Origin of the sequence: Marinobacter sp. NFXS9 (assembly GCF_040148665.1) — a bacterium.
Taxonomy (GTDB): Bacteria; Pseudomonadota; Gammaproteobacteria; order Pseudomonadales; family Oleiphilaceae; genus Marinobacter_A; species Marinobacter_A mangrovi.
In genome coordinates, this window is sequence record NZ_JAGDDW010000012.1 from 24424 (window position 1) to 38488 (window position 14065).

The 14065-nt window shown below is 57.6% G+C and carries 16 protein-coding genes; 4 read left to right on the forward strand and 12 right to left on the reverse strand.

Annotated elements, in window-relative coordinates; genetic code table 11:
• Nucleotides 1–141: 141 nt before the first annotated feature.
• The 3 genes from J3364_RS16840 to J3364_RS16850 form a co-directional block, all read right to left on the reverse strand.
• Nucleotides 142–762, reverse strand: a complete 621-nt coding sequence (locus J3364_RS16840) for a hypothetical protein (RefSeq protein WP_349559403.1) — start codon at nt 760–762, stop codon at nt 142–144.
• Between the two features lie 604 nt (nt 763–1366).
• Nucleotides 1367–1705 (reverse strand): hypothetical protein, encoded by a 339-nt coding sequence (locus tag J3364_RS16845; RefSeq protein WP_349559404.1) that lies wholly within the window; start codon nt 1703–1705, stop codon nt 1367–1369.
• 93 nt (nt 1706–1798) lie between these two features.
• Complete coding sequence (locus tag J3364_RS16850; protein ID WP_349559405.1) at nt 1799–2302, reverse strand: hypothetical protein; 504 nt, start codon at nt 2300–2302, stop codon at nt 1799–1801.
• 316 nt (nt 2303–2618) lie between these two features.
• Between J3364_RS16850 and J3364_RS16855 the strand changes: the two genes are divergently transcribed.
• Complete coding sequence (locus J3364_RS16855; RefSeq protein ID WP_349559406.1) at nt 2619–3566, forward strand: IS5 family transposase; 948 nt, start codon at nt 2619–2621, stop codon at nt 3564–3566.
• A 129-nt stretch (nt 3567–3695) separates the two neighbouring features.
• Here the strand turns inward: J3364_RS16855 and J3364_RS16860 are convergent, their stop codons facing one another.
• The 3 genes from J3364_RS16860 to J3364_RS16870 all read right to left on the reverse strand — a co-directional run bounded on the left by J3364_RS16860 (nt 3696) and on the right by J3364_RS16870 (nt 6709).
• Nucleotides 3696–4178 (reverse strand): BRCT domain-containing protein, encoded by a 483-nt coding sequence (locus tag J3364_RS16860; RefSeq protein WP_349559407.1) that lies wholly within the window; start codon nt 4176–4178, stop codon nt 3696–3698.
• Nucleotides 4179–4676: 498 nt separating this feature from the next.
• Nucleotides 4677–5612 carry a carbohydrate kinase family protein gene (locus J3364_RS16865; RefSeq protein ID WP_349559408.1) on the reverse strand — a complete coding sequence of 312 codons (936 nt, stop codon included), beginning with the start codon at nt 5610–5612 and terminating at the stop codon, nt 4677–4679.
• A gap of 278 nt (nt 5613–5890) precedes the next feature.
• The gene (locus J3364_RS16870) at nt 5891–6709 is read right to left on the reverse strand and encodes a hypothetical protein (RefSeq protein WP_349559409.1); all 819 of its coding nucleotides are present in this window, start codon (nt 6707–6709) and stop codon (nt 5891–5893) included.
• A gap of 229 nt (nt 6710–6938) precedes the next feature.
• On the opposite strand from J3364_RS16870, the gene J3364_RS16875 reads away from it, so the two are divergent.
• Nucleotides 6939–8057: a hypothetical protein gene (locus tag J3364_RS16875; RefSeq protein ID WP_349559410.1), complete on the forward strand. Its 1119-nt coding sequence runs from the start codon at nt 6939–6941 to the stop codon at nt 8055–8057.
• A 21-nt stretch (nt 8058–8078) separates the two neighbouring features.
• Here J3364_RS16875 and J3364_RS16880 read toward each other — a convergent pair whose 3' ends face one another.
• Entirely contained in the window at nt 8079–8483 is a 405-nt protein-coding gene (locus tag J3364_RS16880; protein WP_349559411.1) for a lysozyme inhibitor LprI family protein, read from the reverse strand.
• Between the two features lie 75 nt (nt 8484–8558).
• Nucleotides 8559–9326, reverse strand: a complete 768-nt coding sequence (locus tag J3364_RS16885) for a helix-turn-helix domain-containing protein (protein ID WP_349559412.1) — start codon at nt 9324–9326, stop codon at nt 8559–8561.
• A gap of 350 nt (nt 9327–9676) precedes the next feature.
• Here J3364_RS16885 and J3364_RS16890 point away from each other — a divergent pair, with 350 nt between their 5' ends.
• Entirely contained in the window at nt 9677–9946 is a 270-nt protein-coding gene (locus tag J3364_RS16890) for a YiaA/YiaB family inner membrane protein (protein WP_123635230.1), read from the forward strand.
• A 5-nt stretch (nt 9947–9951) separates the two neighbouring features.
• Nucleotides 9952–10668 carry a PspA/IM30 family protein gene (locus J3364_RS16895; RefSeq protein ID WP_349559413.1) on the forward strand — a complete coding sequence of 239 codons (717 nt, stop codon included), beginning with the start codon at nt 9952–9954 and terminating at the stop codon, nt 10666–10668.
• 343 nt (nt 10669–11011) lie between these two features.
• Here the strand turns inward: J3364_RS16895 and J3364_RS16900 are convergent, their stop codons facing one another.
• The 4 genes from J3364_RS16900 to J3364_RS16915 form a co-directional block, all read right to left on the reverse strand.
• Nucleotides 11012–11491, reverse strand: a complete 480-nt coding sequence (locus J3364_RS16900) for an acyl-CoA thioesterase (RefSeq protein ID WP_123635232.1) — start codon at nt 11489–11491, stop codon at nt 11012–11014.
• 131 nt (nt 11492–11622) lie between these two features.
• Entirely contained in the window at nt 11623–12201 is a 579-nt protein-coding gene (locus J3364_RS16905) for a sterol desaturase family protein (RefSeq protein WP_349559414.1), read from the reverse strand.
• A 93-nt stretch (nt 12202–12294) separates the two neighbouring features.
• The gene (locus tag J3364_RS16910; RefSeq protein WP_349559416.1) at nt 12295–13311 is read right to left on the reverse strand and encodes an AraC family transcriptional regulator; all 1017 of its coding nucleotides are present in this window, start codon (nt 13309–13311) and stop codon (nt 12295–12297) included.
• A 165-nt stretch (nt 13312–13476) separates the two neighbouring features.
• Complete coding sequence (locus J3364_RS16915; RefSeq protein ID WP_349559417.1) at nt 13477–14001, reverse strand: DUF4124 domain-containing protein; 525 nt, start codon at nt 13999–14001, stop codon at nt 13477–13479.
• Between the last annotated feature and the right edge of the window lie 64 nt (nt 14002–14065).

A 14065-nucleotide genomic window follows, 5' to 3' on the forward strand; every position in this document is an offset into this window, starting at 1 on the left:
GTCGGGAACAACATTTTATCAGGCTTGGCGCTCCTGAGAATGAACCCGAACTGCCTCTGGGTTTTCCACACAACCGCCTGGCCGGGCCAGCGCTATTGCCGCCCGGCCGGGCAGTGTCCAATCAGCCCATTAAAAAGCCGTTTACTCTGAGGACTGCGCCATATTGGTGGTCTTTTGTGGAACGGTCAGAAAATCATCCTTTTCCATATCCACAACCAAGTGTCTGACAACGTTCTGAGTCAGATCTTCACTATTCGCCAGGGGACCACCCTTGAACGGATAGGCGAATATCATGGGCAGCCATTGCACCAGCACGAAGGAGTCCTTCAGGCGGTAAGTTTCTGTTTTGCCCATTTTATCGTTTACCTGAACCTCCAGATCCCGGGTCTCCGTGACCCAGGACGGAATGGTATACAGGGACAAGCCCGTGATGAATGCAGGAATAAGCGCCGCGGAGTCGCTGTGGTCGATGGATTTGACCGACAGCATCAGATTCGCCTTAGATGAATCGTCCGACACCTCACAGCAACCGGTATTCACCAGCGCCTCATCAAACTTCTTCTTCTGAATGGACGCGGCGACGTCCTTATCAACAATCGCACTGCTGGTGTCGACCTCGAACTTGGAAAACACCACCATTTTGTCTTCTTTCGTCACGAAATCCATATCGGATTCAGACAGTGTGGGCAGGTTATTCGATTGGAATCCGGCGCAACCGGTCAGCAGACTCACCAGGGTTACCAATGCAAATGCATTTTTCATACAGCGCTTCCTTAATAAATACTTCAGCAATCGTTTTTAGTATTCTTCGTTTTGAATTCGATGGTGCAGGCGGCTCCAGCGCTCTGCGGATCGATCGGTTTATATTTTCAGTCCCTTTAATCGCCCCCTTTTGAATTTGATTGTTTAGACACACGAAGGAGACACCCGCCTACCGAACAATCTCCCGGACGGGTGCTCCAGCGTTCTCATGCTGATATTTCGAGTTCGGGTCTTTAGGATTCAATGAGCTGGACGCCCTCTCCGAAGCGTCCTGACCAACCAACCTATGTCCGCGTTACTACGAAGGCAGCAGCCACTTCACCTTCGGAGCCCAGGAACTGCACTTCGTCCTTTTTCGAGTCATAAGCGCCCAAGCCACTGTATTGACCATCACGCAGTTCGCCGTCCGAACTGCCGTAATTCGAAGCTTTGAACGACACTTCGAAGACGTTGTACTCCGTATCGGGGATGGTCAAAAGTTCGTTATATACGCAGCCGCTTGTGTCACTGCCTGTGAGTGATCCGTCGACGGCAATCGTAATCGTGTCTGTACTGCCGGACAAAGTCATTGACTAGGTATTGGACGTACTCAGGTACGTTATATTTATTCCACTTTTTCTAATTGCTGTGCAATCCCACTGGTATTGACTTTCATTTCTTCATTACTGAAGGATTTCACCTTAATCGTTACTTCCCATGGCTTGGCGCCATAGATTATTTTGGAGCCTTCTATCCTATATGGGTCCGCCGTTCCAACCTTTTTACCAGAAGAATAAACTTGAAATTTCCCTTCCCTGAAAACCCAGTGGTCTTCTCCCATACTCGCCTCCTCATCACTCTGCGGAATAACCCTCCATTTTCCTTCTAGAGTGTTGATTGTTAAATCCGCTGAATAAGCAGAGGCGCTTAAAATTCCCAAAAAGATTAATAACAGAGCCTTCATCTACTCCCTCGCACCTTGGTCGTTTTCTTTTTAAATATAACAAGTTATAAAAAATCTATTTAAAAGAACACAAAAACACAAATTATTTATATATTAGTTCTTACATCCAATTTCGGCAATTTTCTCTCTGGAATGTGCCGGCGTAATTAACAACTTCGTGTTGCTAACAGCAAACATTTTATTCTTCTCAACTCCGCCACCTAAAGTCTTGGCATCTACGGTACCACACACCACCTTACCATTAGGCCCCTTTATGATTCGCGACGGTCCAAAGTTAGCTGACTCAGGAAATAAAAGAATAAGCTTAACTCTTTCTTTGGCGGTAGCTATATCGATTGGTTTTTCTTCCGATTTCTCTAGCGATTGTAAAGCTGACTGTTGTGATTGCTCATTGGCTTCACGCAGTTCTTGCTCACTAGCTCCTGAGGCCTCTCTCACTTGAATTTTCATGGTATCAGAATCCTCCCCAGGCAAACATTGAACTTGCTGGTATTTTATATTTCCCGATCGATCTTTACATTTAAAAATCTGACCATGGCAAACTACCGGAATTATCATCATAACAAACATTAAAATTAACCTTTGTATACTTATCACATCTACTCCTTTAAATATAAAATCCGGCTCCTCGCCATACTAAATCGCCAGCGCAGGCACTTCCCCTAAAGCCATTTTCTATAACGAAAACGGGGACAGATTTATTTTATAAACCCGCCTGCACCAACCAATGCTCTTCACTAACAATCGCAAGCGGCACACCCGAGCTCCGATAATCAACTGCCTTCTCAATCTTCCGGCCATAACTCTCATGCGCCCAGCTATCGGTGACATAGGTTCCTAGGGAGACTCTGAATAAGTCCCCGAAATCGGCGATAATACGGCCATCGTCAACCGCGTAGGATTCGTTGCCACCATGGATCAGATGACCTTCTCCGAAGCCGAGTACCAGAACAAGAAGCGCAAGACTCGCCGCGAGATCTTTCTGGAACGGATGGATCAGCTGATTCCCTGGAAGCAGTTGGAGAAGAAGGTAGCCCGCTATTACCCCAAGGGCCAGAACGGCCGGCCTCCCTATCCGCTGTCTGCCATGCTCCGCGTCCACTGCATGCAGTTGTTCTATAACCTGAGCGATCCGGCCATGGAAGATGCCTTGTACGAGATTGAATCCATGCGGCGCTTTGCCGGGCTGAGACTTGCGGACCGGCTGCCAGACGAGACCACGATTCTCAACTTCCGACATTTCCTGGAGCGCCACGGCCTTGGCAAGGTCCTGTTTAAGGAAGTGAACAAGCACTTGGAAAAAAATGGCCTGATGCTGCGTGAAGGCAGCATTGTTGACGCTACCATTATCTCCGCACCCAGCTCCACCAAGAACGGCACGGGCAAGCGCGATCCGGAAATGCACCAGACCAAGAAGGGCAACGAGTGGCATTTCGGGATGAAAATGCACATCGGTGTCGACGACACGCTGGGGCTGATTCACAGCATTGAGACCACCGCCGCCAACGTCCACGACATCGTGCCTACCGGTAAGCTGCTGCACGGTGAAGAACAACGCGTCTTTGGTGATGCCGGCTATCTTGGGATTCAAAAGCGGGACGAGCATAAGTACCGTGACAACGTCTCCTGGTTCATCGCCAAACGGCCCGGCACCCGGAAGAAGCTGACTGCCAACAAACTGAAAGCCGAGAGAATCAAAGCCAGTGTTCGCGCCAAGGTGGAGCATCCCTTCCGGTACATCAAGCAGGTCTTTGGTTACAGCAAGGTCCGCTATCGCGGCCTGGCCAAAAATACCAACCGGCTGCACTTACTGGCAGCGTTCAGCAACTTGCTGATGGGTGAAAAATACGTGCTGGCGTAGGGCCAGTGCGCCTGTTTTCCGCCAAGCTGGCGGAGAATGGGCAAAAAACATACAAGTAACGGGAGATTGATGTCTGAATTTCCGGGTTTTGACCGGCTCAAATCGATACTGGTGAAAATCGGCGGTTATTCAGACCTTCCCTAGCACCAAATAATCCAATGATTTGGTAACGCCACCGACATTCACACCACCCAAGTCTTCAATCGCAGCCTGGCATTGCTTCCGGGTTCCAAAGGCACAGGTACCGGTGAACAGGAATTTACTGCCTTCAAACACAAGAGATGGAAGGGGATCGTTAATCGGCAAGGAGCTGCTCTTGGCCAGCTCCCCAATTTCCGACGGTTCACCTGAAATCTGCCGCAGGATCGACAACAATTCGGAAGATTCGTCAGAATCGAGCACGTTGTCTTCCAGCATTCCGCTGACTTTCTCAAGCAGGTTAATGATCAAAGGGTTGTCGCTGTGCCGGTTCTGAATGAGCCAATCTCTCAGAAACTCGGCTTCTTGCTGATTCACAGCGCTGTCGGCGGCTATGCCTTTACTTAAACCAATGAGAGTATCGATCTGTCGGTCCTGGATGTTCTTGCGGTTAAAGCGCGTAAAAATGTCCATGTTATTGTCCCCTAGTGTCGTAGTTCGCCTTCAATTGATCGAGTCCGAATGGCAGGGAATCGTAGGTTTGGGCTGACGCAGGAGGCCCAACAAAGGAGAACTCTCAATCTGTGAGGAGTTACCCATTGGTTATGGCGTGACCGGTGTTGATGAAAGAGGCCTGGCGAGGATGGGGATGTTGGGCTTCCTGCGTCAGCCCAACCTACCGCAATGCTGCGGCAATCGGCCGTTGCGCCGGGAGTAGGCAAAGTATCGGACGGAGTTATTCCGGTTAACCAGTAAGCAGACTGGAAAGGAGGCAGAACGCCGGATTTAGAAATGGAAAAGCCGTACACAATCTTCGTCCCTGATTTATTGCTCCGCTATTGGCGACATCCCAACGCCAAATCAATACAGGGACAAAAAGCCCCGCCAGAAAAGTGTAGCGTTCCGACGGGGAGCTTTCATGATGTGTGACAATTTTTTACACATTCAGCTGACTGGGATTAATAATCCAGATCAAAGATCCTCTACCGTCGGCAACGCATCAAACGCCCCGTACCGGGATACCGCCACCGCCCCACAGCGGCAGGCGTAGGTCAGCGCCTCTTCGAACTTCTGGTCGTTCACCCAATTTTCGAGCTTGTCTCGGGCGATTCCCTGCGCAGCCATCTGATGCAACAGGCCGGCAACAAAAGCATCGCCGGCGGCGGTGCTGTCGATCATGTCGGCGGCGATGGGGGCGACCTGGGCATTGCCGTCGGCCCAGTAGGCGTTGAGGGGATTGCCGCCGTCGGTGATGAGGACGAGTTTGACGCCGGCGTCCAGCAGTTGTTGGACCAGTGTTTTCTCGTCGCCGTAAAGGGCTTCGAGTTCTTCCCGGCTGAGTTTGACCAGGTCGGAGGCGACCATGGCGTCCCAGATGGGTTCGGCCGGGGTGGTGCCGTTGGGCCAGAGGTTGTGGCGGTAGTTGACGTCGAAACTCACCAGGCAGCCGGCCTCACGGGCCTGTTGCATGAGGTCGAGGGTGGTGTTGAGGATTTCGTCGTCGGTCAGGGTGTTGGAGCCGCAGTGGAAGATGGCGGGGCTGTCGAACACGGTGTCCGGCAGGTACTCCACACGATACAGCAGGTCGGCGCTGCGATTGCGGTAAAACGCAAAGCTGCGCTCGCCGTCGGGGTCGAGGCTGACGAAGGCCAGCGCCGTCATGGCGGCTGGCGTCTGGTGCAGGGCGGAGGTATCCACGCCGTAACCGCTCATTGAGCGCACCAGCAGGTCGCCGAACATGTCCTTGCCCACCTGACCCACAAACATCGCGTTGCCACCGAGCTTGGCGACGCCGACCGCGACGTTGGCGGGCGCGCCGCCAGGCTGTTCGAGGAACTTGCGTTGGCCGGCTTCGGGCAGGGCCAGCATGTCGATCAGGGCTTCACCGAAGGCGATGACCTTCATCATTATTGTTCTCCTGTTGTCTGCAATCCTTTTCCACGCTCAAGCGATGTTGGCACGGTTGGATGGGGAATCCTGTTGGAGGAAAGTCTAACCGTTGGGAGGGGTTGGGGGATATGGAGGGATGATGGGGATGACGTAGGGCTCCAGCCCCCTCTCCCCAAACCCCTCTCCCGCCAGGGGCGAGGGGCTTAAAAGGTGCAAACCGGGAATCTGTACAGGAGGATCGTGCACAAGGCGGGGACTTTCCTGAAGGGTCGTTCAGGCCAATGCCGCGACGAGACTCAATCGAACTCGTGGTAGGTATCCAGACGCTTCAACCAGCCGGGCAGCCAGCGTTCCCGTTCGATCTTTTTGGGCGCGTTCTTCGCGCGCAGGGTCAGCACCTCGGCCGCTGCGTTGCGGAACTGGTCGAGGGGCGTGTCGCCGTCCACGCGGCTCATGCGTTCGAGCACCTGCAACAGGCCCCAACCCTGCCCCTGGTAGCGCTCGGATGGAGACAGGCCTTCGCCCTTGAAGTTGACGTAGTCGATCAGCGCGTAAGCACCGCCCGGCGTCGCACTGAGGTTCTTGATGTGCTGGCTGATGGTGCCACGGCGGGCTTCCGGGGCGGCGTCGACCACACGCGCCAGCGCGGACTGGGCCCGCTTGAACATGAAGGCGGCCTGGACATCCTGGGTGCGGTTGAGGAACTGGCGCAGGGATTCGACCCGCTCGCTGTCCTGCTGTGCCAGGTAGGCCTTCCGGTTTGGCCAGGGGGCGTCTTCGGGGTCGCCCTCCGCCAGCCAGTCCGGCAGGGTCACGCCCTGCTCGTCCATGTACTGGACCAGTTGCGGGAAGCTCTCCACGAACAGCCCTTCCACATCCGCCGGGTACCAGATGAAGTGCCCGATCCCCAGGGATGGAAACGCCTCCCCTTCGTTCCAGTGCACCAGGCACTCGACCTTCGCGGCGCACTCATTGCGAAAGATCTGCTGCCCGACCCGCTCGAGTTGGGCATCCGTGAGTTGGAGATCGAAATCCGGGGTGGGCTTGCTGCAGCCGGTGATGAGCAACGTGGCGGCTACGAGCAGGCCGGCGATTTGGGGGCGAATGTGGGTCACTGCGCTCTCGGTTAGCGGGTCGGTTGAAAGATGCCGGGAGGATAACGCAATCCGCCCCCTGATTCGCTTGCCGTCTTGTCATACAGACCGCGTCACAGGGCCAAGATGACCTAAGGCATGATCATTTTGCGACCAACCACAGGCTGTGGAATGATCAGCTCAACCGGGCCGCTGCGGCCCTATTCCGGTCCGGAAATGGACCTTCCCTTCCCGACAAGGAGTTCAGGGTATGAAGACCCGCCGTCTGGGGCTGCTGGCAATGTCCGCCGTCGCCCTCGCTGGTTGTGCATCCACCGATTCCGGTTACCAGCCACCCAAAGTCGACAACACCCCCACCCACACCACCGCCGTCATCCATGCCACGTCCCGCATTGAAGGCAGTATCCTGCCCAATTTCCACGGCACGGAAACCGCCTACACCCGGGCGGACCGGCGCACCATCGACAACGAATCCAAGGTGGATTCCTGGTGGGCCAAGATGATGATGGACGACCTGCACACCGCCGACATGTTCCGCATGGACCAGAACCGCGCGATGAAGGTCAACTACAACAACCAGACTTACTATGAGTGTGGCATCAGCCAGTGCCCGAGCGTAATCAACATGCTCAACGCCGCCAGCAACGAGAGCGCGGACAAGGGAGAAGACACCTACGATCCGGAAGGCTCCGAAGCCTGCCCGCTGCAGCTGGTCGAGCATGAATTCAATGTGGTGGATACCGGCCAGAGCAAGACGCTGCACGGTTACCCGGCGCATCTCTACCAGGCCACCTGGGACCTGATCTACGAAGACGACAACCGCCAGCAGAACACCAACAAGCTGGTGATCGAATTCTGGACCACCCCGCCCACCGGCGAGATGAAGCAGATCTGGGCGATTCACCAGAAGGCGACGGATGCCTATGTCGAGCAGGCCGACCTGGACCACAATCCACTGGCCCGGTTCCTGCCGGAAGACGTCTTCCGCGCCGTGTCGGCCTTTAGTGGCGATACCGACAGCAGTACCCAGCAATGGCACAACGAAGTGACCCGGAAACTGGCCACCATCCAGGGCTACCCGCTGAGTATTGAGCTGGACTGGTATCTGGAAGCCCATGCCTGCGAGGAAGCAGCGCCGCAAACGGCCTCATCGGACAGTGCCAGCGATCCGCTGGGCGCGCTCAAGGACATGGCCAGCAACGTGGTGGGCGATGCGGTGAAAGACCAGTTCGCCGCCGACGAAGGCGCCCCGATCTTCAGCTACCGTTATGACGTGCAAAGTGCCAGCATCGCGCAGGTCCATGACAGCGTCTTCAACGTGCCCAAGGGCTTCCGCGAGAAGCCGCTGCCGGACTGGGTGCAGAAGTAGGCTTGCACCCTGCCGGGGCCTTTACTTGGGCTCCGGCAGGTCGGGCGAGGTATTGTCGTCGTCGGTCAGGAACGATCTCCAGATTTCATGGGTGCGCGCCTTGGTCAGGCGAAGCTTGCACTCACCGCGCTTTTGCACCCGGATGGTGTCGTCGCCCCACCGGTGGAAGACGGTGTCGCAGTGCTTGGTGCGATAGCCTTCCCAGGCTTCCTGGGATTCGTTGATCAGGCGGATCGTGGACTCTTCGTCCTTGTTGCGCTGCAGGCTGGCCTCGAGGTACTTGTCCATCTCCCCTTCCGCCTGGTCCACCGCCTTGGCGTTGCACAGCTCGATGTCCATCGTGGAGACCGGGTTCTTGCAGTCGTCGCCGGCGGCCAGCGCAAGGCTGGAGGCCCCCAGTAGCAGCAGTGTGATCAGAACTCTCATGGTTTCCTCCCTTTCAGTGCCTGTTCATCAAGCCCGCCATGGGAAATGAAATGCCCCCCGGATCGCAAGGGCGGATCAGCGAATGGCATGTCCCGGGTAAACTTTTTCCGCATCGGGGCGTCGATAGTCGCGGAACACACCAATCTCCCAGGGGCGAATCGCCAACATCAGGCTCATGCCGTAGCGCTCGTCCAGAGGCAACGATAAATCTTCCTGATGACAGTGGCGGAAGTCCAGCGCCAGGCGACGCAGCTTCTGTTGCATGATGTCGTTCGAACGGGGCGACAGCATGCCGTTGAGGAATAGCCGCAGCTCGCCGGGCCGGTTAAAGCGGCAGTGGAAGAAGTCCCCCTGGACCTGGTCCTCAAAGAAACGCTGGATCGGGCCGTTCTTCTGCCAGTGGAAATCGTGGGTGATCAGCGGCTTGATGCGATTACCCGGCAGCAGCTCGATCAACCCCATGCGGTCCAGCTGGGCCAGACGGTTGATGACGTCGTGCTCGCTGAGTTCGTACGCCGCGAGGATCTGCTCGAAATGCCACCGGTTCAGCGCGCAGATCGCCACGATGAGCAGTGGGATATCCGACACCAGTTGCTGTTCCTGGTCGGTCGTTAACGCATCCACCCGGGCCTCCGGCTCCAGGCGGCGCATCAGGTCGCTGATCTCGATGCCCATCAGGGCGCAGATCTGGTCAAGACGCTTGAGGGAAAACTGCTTCTCGGCAAACAGGCGCTTGATACTGGCTTCCGACAACGACAGCTCGGTGGCCACCTGCTGATAAGTGAGACCGTGCTCCCGCAGGACTTTCTTGAGGGCGTCGATGATGGCGGTGGTCTGGGCCATAGGGTTTGGGTCTCCGGATTGCGAGTGGTTGTTGGCAGCTCAAAGATACCCGCATGCCTGTGGTTCGTGGGTTGGGCTGACGCAGGAAGCCCAACGATGACCCGCCCGCGGTCCTGTACGGATACCCCTTCCATGCCGGTTAAACACGGCAATGCTTGTTGGGCTTCCTGCGTCAGCCCAACCTACGACATGAGTACTTTCTCCGCCTCGATAGTATCGTTATACGATACCTATAAGCCAACCCGGTGCAACTTTTTGGCTTTTTCTGGCCCCTCTCGCCCCATCCCACCACAGTGTCTCCAACAGCGGCACACGCCGCATTCAACAAGAAAGCACGAACCGGAGGCTGTATGGATAACGAACTCAGTAGCAACTCGACGGGCTGGTTGTTCTTTGTGAAGGCATCGTTCGCGATTGCCCTGGTGGCCACGGCGGTGGGCATTGTGTTTACCCCCACCGACCTGCTGGTCAAAGGCTACATGGCGATCTGCGCCCTGTTCCTCGTGAGCACCACCATCACCCTGTCCAAGACCATGCGCGACGAGCACGAAGGCAAACGCATCCACAATCGGATCTCCGAGGCCCGGGCCCAGCAGATCCTGAAAGAATACGGGGAGTGATCATCATGATGATCTGGAGAAAAGTCGGCACACTGTTCCGCGCCTCCGCCTGCGAACCGGCGGAGAGACTGGTAGACGCCAACGCCCTGCGCATCATGGCGCAGGAGCTTCGAGAGACGGAAGACGCCATGATTGTCGCCCGGCGCGAACTGGCCGGGCTGATGGCCGAATCCAAGCAACTCGCCCGCAGCAACGAGCAACTGGCCGACGCCATTACCCGCCGTGAGAATCAGGCGCGGGAAGCCCTCGATAAAGGCGAAGATGCGTTAGCCGGCGAGTTGGCCGAGCGCATCGCCGAAGATGAAAACACGCTGGCCGAACAGCGCCAGCAAGCCCAACACCTGGCGCAGCAGGAGCAGACTCTGCGCAAGCAACTCTCCGCAGCGGCCCGACGCCTGCAGCACTACAAACGGGAGCTGAGTCTGGCCAAAGCCAACCGCAACGCGGAGCAGGTGTTGAAGCAGTTGGGCAGTCACACCACCGGACTGAACAGCCGGATGAGTGACCTGGCGTCTTCCGCCGACCGCATTAAATCACAGCAGACGCGGAACGCGGATGTGAATGAGAGTTTGCGGGAGTTGGCCGAGGAGGATGCAGGCCAGGATCTGGATCGCAAGTTGGAGAGTGCGGGGATCAGCACCGGGAAGCATGATGCGAAAGCGGTGTTGGCGCGGTTGCGGAGTGGCGAGGCGCGCACGGCGTCGCCTTCCGGCCCCGAGTAAATATGGGCGCCTGACGGCGCCTCAGAAGCTGAAAAAAGCGTTGCAAAAGTCCCAGTATATCCAAAAGTGGCGTCGTAAACTCCCTCTCCCCTCGAGGGAGAGGGCCGGGGAGAGGGGGAGGCGCCGTCAGGCGCCCTTCAAAAGCAGGCGATCATGTCCGGTGAGGCTTTGGCCTCGCCCCCTCTCTCCAAACCTCTCTCCCGCCAGGGGAGAGAGGCTTTTACCCGAAAGCTTTTGCAACTCCCTCCGATGCATCTGCTACATGATCGGGTTAACTGAAAATGAAGCCGATGCTTTAGCTTCGGAGCAGCCTGCAAGGCTGCCAGAGAACGCACGCACCCTCTCAGGGCTCGGGAAAATACGCCTCTTCCTGGCTCAACTGCTTGCGCAACTCCATCAACCTTTTGGCCGAATCCCGCAGCTTCAGATCGCGAGGTTCCTTGGGCACCCATTCCGGGACCGGGGTGGGATTTCCTTCTTCATCCACCGCCACCATGATGACGGTGCAGCGGGTGGTCAGGCTGCGTTCTTCCCGGGTCGGGTAGCCGGCCCTCACTTCCATGGCGATGTGCATGGAGGTGTTGCCGGTCATGATCACCTTGGCGGCGACCTCCACCAGTTGCCCTACCAGGATCGGTTTGACGAAGCGGATCCCGCCGGCGTAGGCGGTGATGCAGTACTTGCCGCTCCACCCGGCCGCACAGGCATAAGCCGCGAGGTCGATCCAGCGCATCACGGCGCCGCCGTGGACCTTGCCGCCAAAATTCTGATCTCCGGGCTCAGCCAGAAAGCGCAATGTGATCTGTCGTTCCGTTCCCGGCATACCGGCTCCACTCAATGTGTTCACTAGAAGACTACTGTCTCAACTTCCGGACCGAATGACGAGCTTTTACCGGGCAACTTAGACCAAGAGCTAAAGCCTGACTCCCCCACTCGGGGATGGAGCCGGAACGGTCAGGCCATGACCTCCAGTCGCGCATAGCTGCGCGGTAACAGCCGTCGTGCCAGGCGGTTGACCGGCCGCTCGACGACTGCGGGCAGGCGAAGCCCCAGCGGATTGGTCTCTCCGCCCGCCGGATCCGGCTTCACCCGGGTGCCCATGATGTAGTCGAACCACGGTCGGGTGACACACCAGTTAGCATCCTGGTTCGTGTTCATGTGGTGGTCGTAGTGCCACGGCAGGTGCTTCCGGGCCCAATCCGGATCGCGATGGGCGCGGCTGTGCTGACGATAGTAATTCCAGGCGCAATACCAGGTGCCCAATGTGAAGAACGGTGCGACCGGCGCCACAACGCCCGTCACCGCACAGAGGGCGACAAGCGAGCTTTTCTCGAAGTAGATGTCCTCATTCTGCAGGAAGGTCGCGGTGTAGCTGGTGTCCGCGAAGTCGTTGGTACGCACCCGCTTGTGATGCCGGATATGGGCAAAAAACGGGCTATTGCGATGCTCGCGAGCGTATTTGTGCAGCCAGTATCTGTGGGCATACCACTCAAAGGCGTTGGAAAATACAACGGCCACGGGGAATCCGATCATGGGCCAACCTCATTGTTTATGGCGGTGAGATCAGTATGCCGGGGCGTGGTTCATTCCCTTTGACCGGTAAACGGAACGGTGATGACGCTCGGATCAAGCGCGGTCGTCGGCCCGTCGCTGTTGCCGGTAGCCGGTGGGCGTCTCGCCGGTCCAGCGTTTGAAGGCCCGGGTGAAGGCTGACGGTTCGGAAAAGCCGGTAAGGTAGACGATCTGGTCGATAGATTCGTCGGTGCGGGCCAGGAGGCGTCGCGCCAGACGTTCCCGGTAGCGGGCCACCACGGCCTTGAAGTGGGTCTCGCCCCGGGCCAGGTCGGCCCTCAAGGTGCGGGGATTCCGGTTCAAGCGCTCCGCCACCGCCTCCAGGCTCACTTCGCCGCGTTCCAGCAGGTCGCCCAGCTCCCGCTCGACGCGGGCGATCAGGTCCCGCCGTTCCAGATCCTCCAGCCGTTGTCGGGCCAGCTGCTCATGGACGGCCAGCAACTGCGGTTCGGCCGCCGGTGATGGGCGTTTCAGAAGGTCTGCATCAAACAGGATGGCACCCTCGGGTTGCCCCAACCGCACCGGACAACCATAGACCCGCTGGTATTCTTCTGCCGATGCGCCGCCAGTATGGGGCAGCCAGATCTCCCGGGGCTGGAATTCACCATCGGTGACGTGTGCCAGGAAACGCAACTGGATGGCCACCGCGCATTCCAGATAATGGCGCACCGGATGATTGAGGTTGTGGAGAACGGCTGTGTCGCCGTCTATCCGGAAAGCCAGCTCGATCGCATCCGTGAGAAGCCGGTTGTAACGGACCGCCCGACGCAGACCATCACCGAAGGTGGGGCTGCTGAGGAACAGGTACTCCATCACCTGCCCCCGGAACGGCGGCATCAAATCACCGATGTGCAGGCCGATGTCCGGGTCGCCGCTCACCTGTTCTGCAGTGGACCAGAATTGCTGCTGCGGGGCATTGATGCGGCGCTGGTTGCGATCTGGTGGAGCGTCGGGCATGCCGACGCTGGCAAAGATGGCCTGGCAGTCAAGACCGGCCTTCTTCATGGCCTGCCAGGTCATCCACAGAAAGATGCCGGCGTCGGTGCGGGGGATGCCTTCGTTCTGACTCATGGGCGCGATGGGGTCTGGCGTTCAATGATGGTGCCAGTATAGGAAGCGGGGAGCCCCGGCGTCCTGTTGGGAATGACTGCGCCACGAGGTCCCCCCGGTCAAGTCGGCCACTGCAGCGGTCGGCCGGCTCAGGACGGGATCGGTGGTTGTAGGCAGGCGTCGGGACTAATCCACTCCGGGGTATTTGGGCCGCGGCACGGGCGTGCAGTGCTTGAACGCCTCCCCCTTGGTGCCTCCACCCACGACCTTGTACGGGGCAAAGCAGCGCTGGCTTTCCCGGTAGCGTCTCATTTGGGCTTCATAGCGTTCCTGCTGTTGCTCATGGGTCAGCCGGGTGCCGGGACCGGGCGATTCGGGGAGCGACTGGGGCTCGGCTTGTTGGGGCTTCAATTCAGCCGGTTTTGCGTCAGCTTCTTCGGCACGTTGCTCTTGTTCGTGCCGATATTCCCTCGCGGCGTCGGCTGCCTCGCGAGCCGATTCGGCGATCGCCTCGGCCGACTTCCGCTCGCTGGCCGACGGATGACCGCTATCGATATCAAGCGTTTCGCCCTGCGCCTCGTAGGCCTTCGGGATATGATCCCCGAAATGGACGTTGCCATCCTTATCCACCCAGCGATAGACCTCTGCACTGACCAGACCAGGCATTGCGCATAAAAAACCGATCGCGACGACGAATCTCCGGGACCCCATGACCAACATCCTTTTGCCGGGACAACCATTCCGTTATCCCGAACTATAGACCATGGACCCGTTC